This is a genomic window from Blautia intestinihominis (assembly GCF_040096655.1).
Classification (GTDB): Bacteria; Bacillota; Clostridia; order Lachnospirales; family Lachnospiraceae; genus Blautia_A; species Blautia_A intestinihominis.
The window spans coordinates 157,745-174,760 of record NZ_JBBMEI010000001.1; the positions used below are offsets into that span (position 1 = coordinate 157,745).

The 17,016-nt window shown below is 38.8% G+C and carries 15 protein-coding genes; 6 read left to right on the forward strand and 9 right to left on the reverse strand.

Annotated features, from left to right (window positions below; all coding sequences use genetic code 11):
- Positions 1–136: 136 nt before the first annotated feature.
- The gene (locus tag WMO75_RS00670) at positions 137–655 is read right to left on the reverse strand and encodes a ClbS/DfsB family four-helix bundle protein (protein ID WP_054338129.1); all 519 of its coding nucleotides are present in this window, start codon (positions 653–655) and stop codon (positions 137–139) included.
- Between the two features lie 317 nt (positions 656–972).
- Here WMO75_RS00670 and WMO75_RS00675 point away from each other — a divergent pair, with 317 nt between their 5' ends.
- Positions 973–2,220, forward strand: a complete 1,248-nt coding sequence (locus WMO75_RS00675) for an IS110 family RNA-guided transposase (protein WP_055153447.1) — start codon at positions 973–975, stop codon at positions 2,218–2,220.
- 152 nt (positions 2,221–2,372) lie between these two features.
- On the opposite strand, the gene WMO75_RS00680 is transcribed toward WMO75_RS00675, so the two are convergent.
- From WMO75_RS00680 to WMO75_RS00705, 6 genes are all read right to left on the reverse strand, one after another.
- The gene (locus WMO75_RS00680) at positions 2,373–2,789 is read right to left on the reverse strand and encodes a DUF3788 domain-containing protein (protein WP_054338130.1); all 417 of its coding nucleotides are present in this window, start codon (positions 2,787–2,789) and stop codon (positions 2,373–2,375) included.
- Positions 2,790–2,839: 50 nt separating this feature from the next.
- The gene (locus tag WMO75_RS00685; protein ID WP_054338147.1) at positions 2,840–3,169 is read right to left on the reverse strand and encodes a DUF1648 domain-containing protein; all 330 of its coding nucleotides are present in this window, start codon (positions 3,167–3,169) and stop codon (positions 2,840–2,842) included.
- Positions 3,170–3,350: 181 nt separating this feature from the next.
- A complete protein-coding gene (locus WMO75_RS00690) occupies positions 3,351–4,118 on the reverse strand; it encodes a hypothetical protein (RefSeq protein WP_114002467.1) in 768 nt (255 codons plus the stop codon).
- A 148-nt stretch (positions 4,119–4,266) separates the two neighbouring features.
- The gene (locus WMO75_RS00695) at positions 4,267–4,809 is read right to left on the reverse strand and encodes a hypothetical protein (RefSeq protein ID WP_054338131.1); all 543 of its coding nucleotides are present in this window, start codon (positions 4,807–4,809) and stop codon (positions 4,267–4,269) included.
- The gene (locus WMO75_RS00700; protein ID WP_117843977.1) at positions 4,790–7,900 is read right to left on the reverse strand and encodes a type 2 lanthipeptide synthetase LanM family protein; all 3,111 of its coding nucleotides are present in this window, start codon (positions 7,898–7,900) and stop codon (positions 4,790–4,792) included. Before WMO75_RS00700 ends, WMO75_RS00695 begins: the two co-directional genes overlap by 20 nt.
- Positions 7,901–7,954: 54 nt before the next feature.
- A complete protein-coding gene (locus tag WMO75_RS00705; protein WP_114002469.1) occupies positions 7,955–8,128 on the reverse strand; it encodes a plantaricin C family lantibiotic in 174 nt (57 codons plus the stop codon).
- Positions 8,129–8,528: 400 nt separating this feature from the next.
- On the opposite strand from WMO75_RS00705, the gene WMO75_RS00710 reads away from it, so the two are divergent.
- The 4 genes from WMO75_RS00710 (at position 8,529) to WMO75_RS00725 (ending at position 12,920) form a co-directional block, all read left to right on the forward strand.
- Positions 8,529–9,059 carry a DUF5697 family protein gene (locus WMO75_RS00710; protein ID WP_054338136.1) on the forward strand — a complete coding sequence of 177 codons (531 nt, stop codon included), beginning with the start codon at positions 8,529–8,531 and terminating at the stop codon, positions 9,057–9,059.
- A gap of 7 nt (positions 9,060–9,066) precedes the next feature.
- Positions 9,067–9,732 (forward strand): DUF6100 family protein, encoded by a 666-nt coding sequence (locus WMO75_RS00715; RefSeq protein WP_025579351.1) that lies wholly within the window; start codon positions 9,067–9,069, stop codon positions 9,730–9,732.
- 139 nt (positions 9,733–9,871) lie between these two features.
- Positions 9,872–10,978 carry a hypothetical protein gene (locus tag WMO75_RS00720; protein ID WP_226854332.1) on the forward strand — a complete coding sequence of 369 codons (1,107 nt, stop codon included), beginning with the start codon at positions 9,872–9,874 and terminating at the stop codon, positions 10,976–10,978.
- On the forward strand, positions 10,968–12,920 hold the full coding sequence (locus WMO75_RS00725; RefSeq protein WP_349054774.1) for a VirD4-like conjugal transfer protein, CD1115 family: 1,953 nt from the start codon (positions 10,968–10,970) through the stop codon (positions 12,918–12,920). Before WMO75_RS00720 ends, WMO75_RS00725 begins: the two co-directional genes overlap by 11 nt.
- A 62-nt stretch (positions 12,921–12,982) precedes the next feature.
- Here WMO75_RS00725 and istB read toward each other — a convergent pair whose 3' ends face one another.
- The gene (gene istB, locus WMO75_RS00730; RefSeq protein WP_019161580.1) at positions 12,983–13,759 is read right to left on the reverse strand and encodes an IS21-like element helper ATPase IstB; all 777 of its coding nucleotides are present in this window, start codon (positions 13,757–13,759) and stop codon (positions 12,983–12,985) included.
- A 6-nt stretch (positions 13,760–13,765) separates the two neighbouring features.
- Positions 13,766–15,304 carry an IS21 family transposase gene (gene istA / locus WMO75_RS00735; RefSeq protein WP_025579562.1) on the reverse strand — a complete coding sequence of 513 codons (1,539 nt, stop codon included), beginning with the start codon at positions 15,302–15,304 and terminating at the stop codon, positions 13,766–13,768.
- A gap of 264 nt (positions 15,305–15,568) precedes the next feature.
- On the opposite strand from istA, the gene WMO75_RS00740 reads away from it, so the two are divergent.
- Positions 15,569–16,498 carry an RNA-binding protein gene (locus tag WMO75_RS00740; RefSeq protein ID WP_114002470.1) on the forward strand — a complete coding sequence of 310 codons (930 nt, stop codon included), beginning with the start codon at positions 15,569–15,571 and terminating at the stop codon, positions 16,496–16,498.
- Positions 16,499–17,016: the final 518 nt, after the last annotated feature.

Sequence of the window (17,016 nt, forward strand, 5' to 3'; positions counted from 1 at the left end):
TCTGAATAATGTTTGTCTCTTTTATTTTATTAAAAAAGTGCATATCCTGAAACTGAATATGCACTCCAAATAGCATTATATATTTATTTTCTTTTGCACAAAAAAGCACGATATTTTCTAAAACTCTATCTGTGTGTCAAAGTAAAAGCTTCTTCCACTTCCTAATCTTTGTCCGAAATGTTCCAAAAGGGGCTACTGTATTTACATGAATAAACTTATAAACTTCCCATACTGCTGTTTTGGTAGCTTCATCTGCCCACTTTCTTTTATGTGGTAAAAATAGCTCCTCTTCCGTCATAGAATCAATCATTGTAAAAATTTTCTGTATATTATCATCCAGCATGCCCATTAGTTCTTTTAGAGATAAATGGGCATAGGTATCGGTAAACCACTGATACAATTCCCCCAATTGATTCCACTTAAAACCATCCGATGGTGTTTTCACTGGAAGTCCAGCCTGTTCATCATTTTCCCATTTCAATACTAATGCGGTCCACCCAACCTGATATGCAAGATTTTCTGCAGGTGTTCGATCTACCTCCATACATTGTTTGTCCTTCAAGGATTCCGGGATATCCTTAAACTCTGCAATATATTTGTCGTAAGCCCTCTTGATTTCTGCCTTTAGTTCCTCTTTATTTTCATACGTCTTCATCGTTATATCCATTCCTTTCGCTTCGCTCAGGCACAAAACGTAATGAAAATGTTTCCCTGAGCTTATTTTTTCTTTATAATTCTTCTTGTAGGGAACTCGGTATACTACAAATCACGAGGAGGTGAGTGGGCTGTCCGGCTTGCCGGATGACCGTATTGTTATATGTGTAGACTGTCTTTTCAGGCACAAATAAGTGTGACACCAAGCACGAAATCTTATCTCTGTTTAAACAACTTCGTTTATGGCTTAGACAGTCAGTCAATTCCGTCTCTCCCTATAATCTTTAGCGAACCGCTCCGGTTCTGAAAGGAGTCCCTATGGCTTTAAAAATCGTGTACAAAATCTGTTGTGGCATTGATGTCCACAAGACTTTTGTAGTCGCCTGCATTGCTTCTACTGACAAGCACGGCGTTACCTCTTACGAGCGCCACCGTTTTTCTACCTACACGAAGGGTTTGAAAAATTTGTTACAATGGCTGCTCGAACATAATTGCAAGGATGTCTGTATGGAATCTACTGGTAAATACTGGATTCCTGTTTATAACATTCTCGAAAAAGATTGTTCGATTGTCCTTGCTCATCCAAAGTATGTTAAGGCTATCCGTGGAAAGAAAACTGACAAGAAAGATGCCAAATGGATTGCTGACCTGTTTAAGCATGACCTTGTTTCCGGTAGCTTTATGCCTCCTGCTGACATCCGCCAGCTTCGTGACCTTATGCGTTACCGTTTCAAACTGACCTGCTTCAAATCAAGCGAAAAGAATCGTTTGCAGAACTGTCTCACGGTTTCCAATATCCAGTTGGGAAACGTTGTTTCGGACACCTTCGGCAAATCTGCTCAGGCAATACTGGATAAGATTTTAGAAAACCCTGAAGATACTTCCTTTGACCTTGAACCCCTTGTTTTCAAAAGTTTGAAAAAGAAACTTCCCGAACTGCGTGATGCCATTGACGGCTATATCACACCGGAACAAGCGGGAAAACTCAAGATAATCAAGGCTCATTATGAAAGCCTTGAATCCCGGAAAGCAGAGCTTGAAGAACTCATTCTTGCGCTCGCTGCTCCCTATCAGCAGGAATTTGCCATTCTTCAAACCGCTCCTGGTATCAGCAGTGACTTCACTGCCATCGGAATTATTTCCGAAATCGGTACCAATATGGAGGCTTTTCCTTCGGCGAAACACTTATGCTCATGGGCTGGTCTTACTCCGACCAACAATGAAAGCGCAGGGAAGAAAAAATCTGTCCGGGTCTCCAAAGCCGGATGCTATATCAAGCCGCTTTTAGTACAGTGCGCAAACGCTGTTGTTAAAAGCTCAAAGCATCCTGAAATGCGTAACCGTTATCTCCGTCTCAAAAAGCGTCGCGGTCACAAGAAAGCAATCATTGCCATAGCAAGAATGCTTCTTACCGCATTATACCACATGTTGAAAAACGGTGAAAACTATAATGCAGAACTTTACAGGAAATCAGACCTGCCTCCAGTTGACCGTGAAATTACGGTAGAACAGGCAATCCTTATCGCAAGAAATCAGGGTTATAAAATCAAGTCAGCAACCGCATAACCTTAACTTCTCAATATTCAATTTTTAAAGCAGCCACCGAAAGATGGCTTATTTGTCGTGTGCTTAAGGTAATGGATACCCTCTACTTCTCATTTTCAATCTTTACCTCGCAGTCTTCCGTCTTTACTCCTTGTTCCACACTCCAAAATTGATTATCCCCTGCGAATTTCAATAAGCTGAAGTACATCCGCAAACATTTCTCCTTGATCTTCTAAATCAATCATAAGCCATTTTTGTCCATTTCCCCATCTTGTTTTTTCATAAAGTTCTCTTAATTCTGGGGCACAGTCGCATAAAATATTCTCAACTGCTTCTTTTACTTTTGAACCAATCACAACCAGCACTGTGAAATACCCTTCTCTTGGATATATCGTACACAGGCTTTTCCCAGACTTTTTAAATTTTACATTCCAACCACGTTCTAAACTACAACGGCTAAATTCTATTTTTTCATGGCACCTGTACTTCTTTTTAATCTCGGAACAAAATTTCATAAATACTGGATTTCTAATATATGCCGCAAAATCCTCTAAGATCGGAATTTCCTCTTGATTCTGCATATCAATCATGACCATTCTCCTTTGCTCTTTATAGAAACTGGAATTTTTTGTTGAAACACTTAAACAAATGAAGCATAAATAACATAAATTTCTGCAATCAAAACAATTCCGAGAACGCCATCTATCATCAAATTATACTGTATATCTGTCAAAAATGTTTTTGAATGTGTCAGGAAATATTTAATGTTTTCTTTTCCAGTCAAAAGTGTAATTATGATTAACAAAATAGGAAATAAAAAAATCTCTACCTTATTTCCAAAATCATCTGCTATCCCATTTGCAAAATGAACAGGAATAATCTGAGGTAAGAAAAACACGCTTACTATTGCTAATAAAACACCAATACTGCAAATTCCCCATGTTAATTTTCTGCTTCCTACAAGTTTCATAAAAATGCCTTCTTTCTGCAAAATTTAATTTTATATTTTTTCTCTTGGCTATCCCTATTTCTCCACAAATCTAATAATATGGACTTCAGTATATCATATCATTTATATCGCATCAACATCCAATCTTGTGAGGTACATTTGAAATAATTCCGGCTAAATACTCCTTGCTGTCTTGCCCCTTCTACTCTGTATCGGATTTCTCTTGATCTGCGTCTTCTCTTTTATTCCTCCTTTTCGTTAACCTGTTTTTCACTTCAACCAACCCTACAAAGGCAACAACCACTGTAGCCATCCCCATTCCTATCCCTGAAGCAATATCATTGATGATATTTTGAGCAGGAGATAACGCCCCTACCAGTAAAACGCCATATACCATCGCAAATAGTAGAGCAGAAAGAATGTCTTTGACCTTACGTTCACGAAATGTCTTCTTATACTTTTCCTCCCATTCTTCTTTCATACTTTGCAATTCTACTTTCCCTTTTTTCCCATCCTCTAATAATAATGTAAAAGGTACATAAGCTCCGATCAAAACGCTAATTGTTATATTTGGAATTTCTAAAGCCATTTTCGAAGCATCACGACTTGCAATAATAAATCCCGATATGCAGGCTCCCACATACGCCATAAAAATATAGCGTTTTTTTTCACTTATCCCCAAATCATTTTTTTTAAAACATAAAGAAAACAGATAGTCCATAGCCCAAATCAAAAGAAGTAATAGCACCGCACATATCACAGCATTAAAATCAGCCTTTATGAGTAACGAAAAGCATATATAGGCATACGATGATAGGAGCATAAGAAAAACATAAACAAGTTGCTGTATCGGCTTCTTTATTCTGTTTACAAATTCAAAAACCCAATATTTCTCTCTATAAATACAATAAATAAAGCCTGCCGTAAGTATCATACTGATAATATAAGATATTATTAAAACTCTCTCCATGTATTTCTCCTTTGTAAAATCTGTTTGATATAACCTATTTCTTATTTAGATAGATTCGTTAACTATGGAGGGACAAAACATTGCAGCTAAATATATTTTCTACCCTATATATCTCAAGGAATATGAAAAATCATATTCCCCAATTATTCTACCATCCAACACACCTACCACTTAGGTCGTAACTGTGCATTGGTAATTTCATCAATGATTCTTCACCATGTTCTGAGAACACAACCACTGCTCCTCTTAGTGAAAATTCAACTAAAATTTCCTCTATAGTATGATTCCAAACATTTTCAAACATTTCATGCAAAATAATAATGTCTGCTTCTTGAAGAAATGCCACTAATATTTCTAAGCAGTATCTCTTAGATATATCCAATCTGCTAACCATTTCGTCTTTACAATCGGACAACTTCCCCATTCCCAGAAAGCCTTCAATCACATAATCTTTGTTTATAATTGAACCTACATTTCTCTCTATATACCGAGATACTGTAACATTATCCTCTGGCTTCATGTTTTTCAGTTCAACTTCTTTTATGCTTTTTGTTGTTCCATAGCATTTTATAATGTCTGTTATCTTACGCTCTTGTTTACTACTACAATTATAAAATCCAACTATGTCTCTCGAACTTATGCGGAACAACCCATCTTCTTCATCATTTTTACTAAACTTCATTTCTATCATATATTCCCTCAACTCCTATAAGCAATGGTAATTTGGGCATCTTATATTTTAACAAAGCATAAGCGATTCCTGATAAACCAGTCATAAAACCTGGATTGTATAATTCTGTTGGTAATATATTTTCCTCATTAAGGAATTCCAAAATCTGTTCAAATCGAGAATCACAAATGCTTCTTACCTGCTTATCATCAAAAATTTCTGCATATCTTTTTAAAATCAATAAATTTCCCATGTTTCCATGGCATAGGCAGAAACCTGCATGTAACCCGTCTTCAATTAATTTATTTTTAGCAAGGCTTATATCTTTAATAGCTTGCTGAAGCAATGCAGTTTCTCCTAAATTCTTGATGGCATTATATAAGGTTAATCTGGATAACAGAATACCCGCAGCTCCATGGCACCACGCTATTGGTTGACTCTTATGCTGATCAACCTCTGAAAACTTTCTTAAATCAATCCAATTATTATCCTTTTCTGAGTATAAAGAATTTTCATATTCTACTAAACTTGAAAGGATATCTAAATATTTTGTTTGTGGATATACCTCATATAATCTTGAAAATAGTTCTATAAAACCACTGTTTCCATGTGCAAATCCCGCCAATACTTCAGGAACCACCTCTGATTTCCAACCAACTTTTCCATTTTCAGTAATCATATTCTCTATCAATTGTTCTGCTATTTGTATAGCTTTTTGTAGATAAATAGGCTTTTTTGTTTTTCTATACATATTAATCAGAACCAAAACTATTCCCGAATTTCCCGAAATCATATCGAACAAACGATCTTCTAAGATAAGTGTTTCCATACAATTTAGCCACTTATCGAAATATTCCTTATACTTGATATCATCATATATTTCATATAAAATACCCAACGTATATAAAATCGAACCTTCGCCGCTAAAGATTCCTGTATTAAAGTCTTCGATATTCTGTTCCCCTTCACTTATAGTATCAATATACCTCAACAAACGATTATCTAAAACCTCACAAATCTTATGATATTTTCTGTCATGGTATATCCATTCATATAAATGGAATACCAAATTAATCCCAACCGTACCATCATATAATGTATTCGGTAATGCCTGGATCATCCACTGATTTTCTTTTATACCAAATAATTTTACGCCAATCCAATTAACGTCTGCTCCATCTTCGCTATAAATCGCATTTGTTCCTATTTTATCTAGCAGCTCTTTTGCCAATTCTTCTGCCGTTTTGGCCATATTACTATAAAGATCTAGTTTTAACCTTTTATTCTTTATTTTCCTTGTTCCTGCATTCTCCATATTAAAAGTAATTTTAATATATTGCGTCTGTTGTTCTAAATTCTTATAGGACAAATTCTGTATATTTTCCTCAATTTGCTGCAAAGCTGGCTTACTAAAGAAATCCTTTACTTCTCTGCCATCCCAAGTATAAATGTTTTTTTTACTTCCACGAAAATAAAAATACGGTATATCACCACTTAATAAATCTTCAATTTCATACTCAATAAGAGATCTACTCCTTTGATTTTGAAGATTTCCATTTGCCAATGAATAAAAAAATAAATTTCGTGCTCCTCCATCCACTAATAATTCAGGATGATATGAACTACTCAACACAATTGCATACTGTTGTGTATTTCTAATCAGATATCTCACCTCTAATTCACCATATTGTTGTATGATTCTTAATAGTGTTTCTGTATTTTCCATTGCACCTAAGTATGCACTTTCAAATCCCTGGATAATTTTATCTGCAAATTCGGAGGGTTGAATAAACCTTCCTTTTAGCATTGCCAAATTGTGATTTCCTTTCGATACTGGATAATCATAGACAACCCTCATGTTAACCGACTTCGGATTGATAATAAAGGGGATTTTTATCGGGAATTTTTGTCCTTCTTCTCCACTAATGGCACTCATATTGATTCCTGTATCTCCTGCGTTATTCCATGAATAAAAGGGGAGTATTCCTGAATACAACACCGATTTTCTTAAAAGACTAGCCACTTTTTCTGCTGCACTTTTCCCATTATTCTCTTCTATATTTCCTATAAATGTTTCCGCATCAATAATAACTGGATATTCATTGCATGCAATGAGATTTTCAAAATGAATATCTCCTCCTTCCAAAAGATAATTTATAAACAAAATAATCCCTATTCTTTGATAATATCTTGAAAGTTCTTCTATAGACTTACAATCTCTTTGTATTACAATTTCGCACCAACCATACATTTCTTTATCAAGTATAGAATACTCATAACTTCCCAAATTACATATTCTATAGAAATAATTTGTAATCTCTTGTAGCTTAATCTCATTTTGCAAACTTCGTGGTTTATATAAAATTTTATCTCCCGATACAAATTCCACACAAAATACTCTTCTCCCTTTTTTATGCGAATCAGAAAAATCTGTCGAAAGATGGTTTACGACAAATCCTTTTTCAGTGATATTAAATTTTTTCATTAAAACATCTGCATCTTTCTCAATGCGCTCTATCACTTCTTTGTAAATATCTATCGCATTTTGTATAATTTCATTTATCCTTCTTTCTAACACTGGATAAAGCGAAAATAAATCATTCAAATATTGTTTATCCTTTAAAAAATGGTCGATATAATATTGATACTGTTCAGATTCATTTCCCCTTAACACGCCTTCTTGTCCACATATATGCATTTCATAAATTAAAGTTCGGATACAAAGATTATTAAGCGAATTAAACAAAAATTGCTGAAAATCAAATAGAATCGATTCATTGATATATCGTCTTTGTATAACTATTTCTCTAAGCTGTCTATTTGCCTCTTGCACAAAAGGATCATAAAATGCTCCGAAAACCATTTTCTCACCCTCATGCCTAAACGCCTTTTTGTTCAAAGACAATTTCACAAAATTTCGTGGTTGACTCTTCTCGTGGCTACTAAAAGCACAATTATTTATAAAACCAAAAAAATACTCAAGGTGGTTTTTCTTTACATATTGTAATCCTTCCTCCTTCAGTATTTTCTTCCAATACTCTAAAGACTCCATATTTATTTCAGACGGAATAGCATCATACACTCTTTCAGATAAATAACTAGATTTTTTCATGTTATCTCCCTTTCTCTTAATCCAGGCCCTAGTTCTAAAATCATCTTTGGTTAATTAGCAACAAGCAAGTGTAAAAATACTTCCGCATTCAACAGAAATTGTGCAAACCACACCTGATGAAGCTAAACTATCAACTTTGTTACTTGTCAAATCTGCTGCTTCTAATTCTGTCAAAAGATCTCCAGCCGGGTTGTTATATTTCATATTTGTTCTGTCAAATTTTCTCATAATATCCACCATTCCTTTCTTCAGAACTAGGGCCTTTTGATACCTAAGTATCTTGATTTTTATTATATCCTATCTCCGAATTTCGTCTTTATTTTTGGTATAGATTGACATTTTTTCTTCCTAATTGGTTTTCAACTGTCTTTATCATTTCCTAAATATGCCACAACTTGGCACACTTCTGCGATTGAAGGGTAATTTTACCCATGTTACAATAGGTATTGCTTATAGTATTCCTATTTTCCCCAGCACCTTAATCGGTGCTTTTTTTGTACCCGTAAACCTTTCGCTGACAGTAGCCAATACTTACACAGTACGTACAGCGTACTTCCCCTAAAATAAAACGTATTCTGTGCGTACAGTGTAAGTAAAACTTCCTATTATATAATGAAGGGAGATTACCATGAAAACAAGAAATGAAATCTATCAAGGGGAAGGTGCCCAACTGCTCCGGTTCATTACAACTTACCATTCGTTGCAATATGAACAGGTCTTACGGCTCTTTTCCAAAAACAGAGAGTCTATCAAATCTCTGATCACAAGTCTGGTAAAACAAAAACGCATTATCTATGATAAGGAGAACGGGCTTCTCTTCGACAGCCAGGAATCTGCAAACAATCCTGATTATGGCATGATTGCATCCTTTTGGGTGCTTTTGGACTTCAAAACAGCCATTGTGTACCATACTGACGGTGAATTTCCTGTGAAACTGAACTTTTTCTCTAAAGATGAGTGGTATGAAGTCCTCTATGTCCCCCAGGAACAAGAATATCTTATCAATCATGTCATGGAAAGCCAGACAAAAAGCGATGCGAAACGGCTGGTTGTATTAGAAACAGAAGAACAGGCTGCAAAAATTCATATCACAGGCGTGATTGCCTTTTGCCTTGTAGACTCCTCTACCGGATCTGTCAGCTATTATGCAAAGAAATGAGGTATGTATGAACACCAAAACTGTTTTTGACCGTTTACAGAGCATTGATGATGAAGTCCAAAAACTTCACAACACTATTTTTGCATTGAAAACAACAGATATTCAAGCGTATGCCGACAAATACGAAGAGCTGAGTATCAGTGCTGCCCTACGTTCTGAAAGGATTGCCTGCCAGCTCAGAAATCTGGTATATACCACAACTGACACTGGAAAGAAAGACTATCTGAAACAGGCTGCGGCTGTGCAGGGAATCAAAATCTCTTTTTCAAATAGTGTTCTTTCCATTACCATGCCAGGACTACTGCCCAAACGTAAATTGCGAACCAACACCGCTTTTCTACATGAGCCATTAAACCTTGCCTTGCAGACTTATGTGACAGAACATTCTATTCCGTTATATAAAAGATGTGTGGTCTGTTTTAGTCAAATTTATGACCAGAGCCTTTCTTTACAACGGATACGTGATTACGATAATTTGGAGTTCAAACAGATTTTAGATACTATCGCTTCCTATGTTCTGGTTGATGATACGGGACTCTTTTGCGACTCCTATCACACTACGGAACTGGGGAATTACGATCACACCGTTATCTTTGTAATGGAACCGGAAATCTTTCCTGGCTGGCTGAAAGATAGAAAAGAGTCTATCAAAACCATATCGGAAATTTCCTGATATTTTTCTTTCTTTTTCCGATATGGGTAATTTTTCTGCAAAGAAGCCATATTCTTTGCATTTTTTATGCTTAATACCGCCCTTACTTTACCCAAGTATAGGCTGTCATAGGTAAAAATCGAACTGAGGTGATGCTTATTTGATAAAAACCGATTCTATAAAATATCAGCTTTTGGAAATGGTTGGGCTATGTGGGGAATTCCCTTCCGGACAGCTTAACAGATTGATTGAGAGTGATTCCTATGCAGAGAAGGTGGTTACAGATTTAAAGCAGAGTAAGCTTATAAGAACACACTATAAAGATGGCCTACGAGGTTATCGCCTTACCAAACGGGCAAAAGAACTGCTGCTTTCGCAAAATCCCTGTCGTTTTCAAAACTATTTAACCGGAAATGCAGAAACCAACCTCATACGTAGTGAATTACCAAGACGGCTGCGACTTCATCAAAAAGCAGAAACCTATTTAACGCTTTCACATGCCGGAATCCCATTCTTTCCAGATGAAAAGCCGCTGCTTTTTTCTGAATCCAGCGAAGCGGCTACGTTTCCTGTGCGAAGCCTTCCTCTGTTTTACTCTTCCAGAGAAATAAAAAATCTTGGAGCATCCACTACCAAAATTAAAAATTCCCGTTGTATAGGAATCCTGATGGCTCCTCACTGTGTCTATGCTGTTTATAATACCGGAAATACACTTCTAAAATGGGAATACAAAACGGAAGTCCGACTCAATGCTTTTTTGCAGCACTATCTTCAGGGACTTCCTTACCATGGGCCACCTACCGTTTATGCCATCATGACTGGCAGTGATATGGATATGGCTTTCCGGCTCCTTACCAGTACCGGTGGATACAAAAAAACACTGTTCATGCTGGATACTTCGTATGAACACTTCTATTTCCTGCCCAATAACAGCTACGGAGAATACCTGCTCCGTTTATTGGTACAACCCCAGCGTATGATGCAGCTCAATCAGCTACTACTGTCCGACTGTTTTCCCCAGCGTGAGGATCTGCCAATTGAACATGATGGAATAGACAGCCAGGAAAATCCTATTTTGCTTGCGTATGATTTTGACATGCAGCGTATCAACCGCTTCAATACTGGATTAAATGTATATGGGCTATCCGGGAACCTGATTTGCTTTGACTTTCAGCTTCCCTGCCTGAAAAAATACCTAACTGCAGATATACACTTCTCCAGCATTGATTTTCAAAAGTTTAAAAGGAGGTTTTTCAATGAACCGTAAATGGTGGAAGTTCCTGTTTTTGCTTCCCATAAGCGTCTGCACTCTGTATGCCGGAGGATACGCAGCACAATTTATTAAAAACTATCAGGAATGGACTTCTGCCGGAAACTTTGCCGGCAACGGAACCTATCCGCAAGCAGCTTCTTTACACCCATTGGTCTGCTTTCATACCGCCCTTACCGATTTCCCATACAATTTGTATGGGATTTTTCTTTGCCTGGTTCTCTTTGGGCTTCTTACTTTTTTACTTATGCGTATGGGATATGACAGAAACGGGGAAATTAGTGACCATGACCGGAACTTAAATTACTCTACAAAAGGAACCTACGGTACATCCGGATTCATGACTCCAGATGAAATGATGAAAGTTTTGGAACTGACCGGAGATGTCAAGAAAAATAAAGGAACCATTTTAGGAAAATTAAATGGCAAAGCCGTATGTCTTCCATATCAAACACGAATGAATAAAAATATCGCCGTGTATGGTGCCAGCGGTTCCATGAAATCCAGGGCATTTGCCAGGAATATGATTTTCCAGTGTGTCGCCAGAGGGCAGGAAGGCAACAACGCTTCCGGGGAAAGTTTAATCATTACCGATCCCAAAAGCGAACTCTATGAAAGCATGTCTGCTTATCTGGAAAATGAGGGCTATGTAGTAAAAGCATTTAATCTGGTCAATCCGGAAAACTCGGATAGTTGGAATTGTCTGGGTGAAATCAATGGACAAGAAACGATGGCTCAGGTATTTGCAGATGTCATTATCCAGAATACAGGTTCCGGAAAAGGAGATCATTTCTGGGATAATGCGGAGATGAACCTGCTAAAAGCCCTGGTTCTCTATGTAGATCAGGGCTTTCCGCCGGAAGCCAGAAATATTGGACAGGTTTATAAGCTGCTGACCATGAGTTCCGAAAAGGAGCTGAACAGTCTTTTTGATCTGCTCCCAGTGTCCCATCCAGCAAAAGTTCCTTACTGCATCTACAAACAAGCCAGTGATACCGTGCGAAGCGGAGTTATTATCGGATTGGGTGCCAGACTTCAGGTATTTCAGAATAAACTCATTCGGCAGATTACCTCTTATGATGAGATTGATCTGACACTTCCAGGGAAACAGAAATGTGCTTACTTTTGCATTACCTCAGACCAGGACAGCACCTTCGATTTTTTATCTTCCCTGTTTATGACCTTCATCTTCATCAAACTGGTCCGTTATGCAGATAAGTATGGAGAAGAAGGAAAACTTCCTGTTGCTGTACATATACTGGCTGATGAGCTTGCCAACACCGGAGCTATCCTGGAACTGAATAAGAAAATCAGTGTAATCCGAAGCCGGAATCTCAGCATTTCCTGCATCTTTCAGAATTTGCCCCAGATGCAGAACCGCTATCCTTATAACCAATGGCAGGAAATCATTGGCAACTGTGATACCCAGCTCTTTTTGGGCTGCACAGATGAAGTTACTGCTACCTTTATCAGCAACCGCAGCGGCGATGTGACCGTAGGGGTAAGCAGCGAAGCCAAGCAGCTCAATAGCTGGCGGGTATCCGACTATACACCGGAATACCGGCAGACAAAATCTATCGGCAAACGAAAACTCTTAACACCAGATGAAATCTTGCGGCTCCCGCTTGATACTGCTTTGGTTATCCTACGTGGGCAAAAAGTCCTAAAAGTAGAAAAGTACGATTATACCCTGCATCCAGATGCCAAAAAGCTGACACCAAGAAAAGCATCGGAACACATACCTGAATGGCGCAAAAATGGGTCTTCGGAAGAAACAGAGTATCGACCACAGCCCTCACCCGGATCAGCCAAAAGGAAACGCCGTTCATCTTCTGCGTCAATAGCAAAACAGAAACCACATTTTACATCCGAACCCGTTTATCAGGAACCTACTCCCGATGATTTTATGGAGGATTTCTTGAATATTCTTGTGCGGTAACACCGCAAGTCCGGCAGACGGGAAACCGTCTGTCCGGGCTAGCGGGAACCGCTTATGCGAGTTTACTCACGTAATGTTTTGTCCAAGCCATAAACCTCTCGCATCGAGATATCATGTTCGGCATCAATGCTTGTAATGTTGATACGATAACTGTCATGAGCAATGCGGTCAATGATTGCATCTGCCAGAGGACTATCATCACCACCCAGTTGGTCGTACCATTCCTCGAACTCATACTGGGAGCAAAAAATCGTTGAAGATTTCTTGCGTCTCCGATGGAGTAGTTCGAAGATATCTCTTTGTTCAGATTCCGTTGGTTTCAATAGAAGCCATTCGTCCAAAATCAGGACAACGGGATTGGCATACTTAGCCATCACCTTTTTGTAGTTGCCATCTGTCCGTGCCACCTCCAGATCAATAAGCAGATCAGGCAGACGGATATATTTGGTATTGTAATACTGCTTACAGGCTTCCATGCCAAAGGCACAGGCCATGTAAGTTTTACCGCAGCCTGTAGCACCGGTAATAAAAAGATTCCGATGTTCAGATATATATTCGCAGGTAGCAAGTCTGCGAATCAGTTCCTTGTTTAGCTTGCGTCCGGAAGTATAGTTGATATCCATGATATTCGCTTCCGGCTGATCGAAACCGGCATTCTTGATCAGTCTTTTGAGACGGTTGTTTTTGCGACTGCTGTATTCGATATCCACCAGCATACCGAATTGATCCTCAAAGGGAACCTCCTTGAATTTTGGGTCATTGAGTTGATTGCGGAATGCATCTGCCATTGTGGTAAGGCGCATTTCTATTAACTTATCCATTGTACTCTGATTGGTCATATGTGTTTACCTCCGATAGTAATCGGCACCTCGTGTGATGCCATGTGCTTTATGTGTGGTCTTGGTATCGATTGCTTCCGATGCCAGCTTTTCTGAACCGGTTACAAGTAGGTTTTTAATACTCTTGTAACTGGGTGATGCTGTATAGGATAATGCCTTTTTACAGGCAGCTTCCAGTAACGCATCTGAGTACTTCTCAGCAAGCTTAAGAAGCCCCATACAGCTTCGGTAGGTTTGTTGTTCCACACTTTTGGAGGTCAATATTGCATTGACTGCAGTGTACGTATTTATGCCAATCCGCTCAGCCCATTTACGGAAGCGGTCACCGTTCCATTCCAGATACTTCTGGTGGTCTGCCGGCATATGTTCAGTAATGGTGCTGTACTGCCCAGGGCGTCCTTTTAGACGACGATGGGAAGCAATGCGGTTATGGTTGTAGAAAATTTCAATCGTGGTGTCTGTTACCCTTATATCAACTTTCTTTTTAATGTATTCGTACGGAACGGAGTATAGCATTCCGTCCACAGATATGTGATAATTGAACTGGACAGTGGCTGCTTTCCAGTCACTCAGTTCAAAACGGGTAGCAGGTAATGGTGACAGCAATGGTTTTTCTTCCCCAAGAAATAAGCTTCGCCGACTACCCTCTTTCTTCTGAAAGAGCCTTTGGTTGAACAGTTCCAGCTTATCTCTGATTGCTAGATTCAATTCGGCAAGGGAGAAGAACTGTTCATTCCGAAGAGCTGCTGTGATCCAAGTAGAAATATTTCCTACTGTCCCCTCAGCATTCGGCTTATCTTTTGGAGCCCTGACACGCGCCGGGATAATAGCGGTGCCGTAGTATTCGGCCATTTCCTGATAAGTTTCATTGACCTGCTGGTCTTTAAAGCCACCATTGTGGACAACCGCTGTTTTACAGTTATCCGGTACGAGAATTCTGGCAACACCACCAAAATATTCATACATATGAACATGGGCATTAATCCATGATTTCTGCTTCATATCCAGAAATGCTTCCACATATGCGTACTGACTATAAGTCATCACGCCGACAAATATATAGGCTTTGGTGATCTCACCGGTATCCGGATCAAGGATTGTTGCAGGATCTCCTGCCCAATCGACCTCAACCTGCTCACCAGGTTTCCGGTTGATATGCATGGTAGCACGTCGTTTCTGCTCATCCTGCTGGATGTGATAGCAGAACTGGGAATACATAAGTGGTTCTTCGCCATTTGCATGACAATCCTCCATGTATTCTGTCCACAAGAGTTTCTTACTGACTCCGTTACGGAGTAATTCTTTATGGACATAATCGTAGTTAGGCATCCGTTTATTGGATCTGACTTGCTTTGTAGAAGGAAAAAACATTTCTGCAAGAACAGCATCGGTATCGCTTTTATCAAGCGGCCAGGAAATATTTAATTCCTTTGCACGCTTCAAAACGCGATTAACCGTTTTCTTGGAGACATTGCAGCTGTCGGCAATGCTCTGCTGACTGAGTCCCAGACTTTTTAGCCTGAGAATCTCTCGATACTTGGTCATGGTCATGACCTCCTTTGAATGAATTTACACCAGCTGGTGCATGATTACATTCTAAAGGATTTATGATAAAGGTTTCCACTACCGGAAGGATGGTTTCCTAAAAAACGGATTTGCGGTTTCCTGTCACCGGACAGCAGGGACACGGGCACCGGATTATTCATTTCTTTCAGGAAAATTTTATAGAAGATTCCCCCGACTCTGGCATGGTTCCTTTAGATAAAGATTCCATCATGTCATAACACATTTTGAAAGGAGATAACATTTATGGCAAACGAAACAATGAACCTGAACACCCCTATTTTAACCCTTGACTCCGATACTGTATTAGAAACTGCTCAATCAAAAGCGGATTTAATCTGGCATGACATCCAAAATGCCTATCGTACCCGGAAAATTCTCACCGGCATTCTGGGAGGTATTGAAAAGACCGAAGCCGGCAGCTTAATAGCAATTATTTACTATAAAGATTATCGGGCAGTCATCCCTATCTCGGAAATGATGATCAATCTGATCCAAGATGAAACTCATGATTACGGAGATTTCTCTCTTAGACAGAACAAAGTCCTTAATAACATGCTTGGTTGTGAAATCGACTTTGTAATCAAAGGACTGGATACCAAATCCAGAAGCATCGTTGCCAGCCGGAAAGATGCTATGCTGAAGAAACGTCAGATTTTCTATTTTGATCAGGACTCTTCCGGACAGAATAAAATCCACGAAGACCGTATTGTGCAGGCCAGAGTCATTGCCGTTGCTGAAAAAGTAGTCCGGGCAGAAATCTTTGGTGTAGAAACTTCCATCCTTGCAAGAGATCTGTCTTTTGACTGGCTGGGTGATGCCAGGGAACGATTCCAGGTAGGGGAACATATTCTGGTCCGGATCTTAGCTATCCAGGGAGATTCCCCGGAAACGCTCTCTATCCATGCAGATGTAAAAAGCGTGGAAGGCAACACCAGCAAAGAAAATCTGAAAAATTGTCGGGTACAAGGAAAATATGCCGGTACGGTGGAAGACATCCACAAAGGAACTGTTTTTGTCCGGTTAGAATTGGGTGTCAACGCCATTGCTCACAGTTGCTACGACAGCCGCACCGTTGGGAAGAAAGATAAGGTGTCCTTTGTTGTGACACATATTGATGAAGAACGGAATGTTGCTGTTGGCATCATTACAAGGATTATCAAACAAAATATCTGATTACCAAAAGCAATATGAAAAGGAGCTCACTACATCCATTTCTTATTGCGATACAAGATATTCCATGCTATACTGAGCGAGTATAGCTAATCGAGAAAGAGATGCGGATGCAATTTCGACCAGCCCTCTAGTTTTTAAAGGAGGGTGATGCCCATGAACACAATGGAAGTACTCACATTGCTTTTAGTAGTTTTTGCGGCTCTGACTTACATAGATAATCGACATGATAAGAAATAGCATCCACGATAAACCCTGAGAAAGTTTGATGGATGCTATGTCTTAACATAGAAAAAAATTAAATTTTACTGAGGGCATCAGATCTTGCATCTGATTACCTTTCTTAATTAGATTATACACTGGGGGATATGAGAAATCAAGTCCCCCTTTATTATTGTTATTGTCATTACTTAAACTAAATCGACAAATAATATGTTGATAAATATTTTTCTACAGCCCCCTCATTCTCATTTGACCATCATTTAACAGATTTCACATCTAATTCATGGCTATACATTAGT

Coding starts and splice junctions, on each gene's coding strand:
- WMO75_RS00670 (WP_054338129.1), bottom strand. CDS start 655: ATGAAGACGTATGAAAATAAAGAGGAACTAAAGGCAGAAATCAAGAGG.
- WMO75_RS00675 (WP_055153447.1), top strand. CDS start 973: ATGGCTTTAAAAATCGTGTACAAAATCTGTTGTGGCATTGATGTCCAC.
- WMO75_RS00680 (WP_054338130.1), bottom strand. CDS start 2,789: ATGATTGATATGCAGAATCAAGAGGAAATTCCGATCTTAGAGGATTTT.
- WMO75_RS00685 (WP_054338147.1), bottom strand. CDS start 3,169: ATGAAACTTGTAGGAAGCAGAAAATTAACATGGGGAATTTGCAGTATT.
- WMO75_RS00690 (WP_114002467.1), bottom strand. CDS start 4,118: ATGGAGAGAGTTTTAATAATATCTTATATTATCAGTATGATACTTACG.
- WMO75_RS00695 (WP_054338131.1), bottom strand. CDS start 4,809: ATGATAGAAATGAAGTTTAGTAAAAATGATGAAGAAGATGGGTTGTTC.
- WMO75_RS00700 (WP_117843977.1), bottom strand. CDS start 7,900: ATGAAAAAATCTAGTTATTTATCTGAAAGAGTGTATGATGCTATTCCG.
- WMO75_RS00705 (WP_114002469.1), bottom strand. CDS start 8,128: ATGAGAAAATTTGACAGAACAAATATGAAATATAACAACCCGGCTGGA.
- WMO75_RS00710 (WP_054338136.1), top strand. CDS start 8,529: ATGAAAACAAGAAATGAAATCTATCAAGGGGAAGGTGCCCAACTGCTC.
- WMO75_RS00715 (WP_025579351.1), top strand. CDS start 9,067: ATGAACACCAAAACTGTTTTTGACCGTTTACAGAGCATTGATGATGAA.
- WMO75_RS00725 (WP_349054774.1), top strand. CDS start 10,968: ATGAACCGTAAATGGTGGAAGTTCCTGTTTTTGCTTCCCATAAGCGTC.
- istB (WP_019161580.1), bottom strand. CDS start 13,759: ATGACCAATCAGAGTACAATGGATAAGTTAATAGAAATGCGCCTTACC.
- istA (WP_025579562.1), bottom strand. CDS start 15,304: ATGACCAAGTATCGAGAGATTCTCAGGCTAAAAAGTCTGGGACTCAGT.
- WMO75_RS00740 (WP_114002470.1), top strand. CDS start 15,569: ATGGCAAACGAAACAATGAACCTGAACACCCCTATTTTAACCCTTGAC.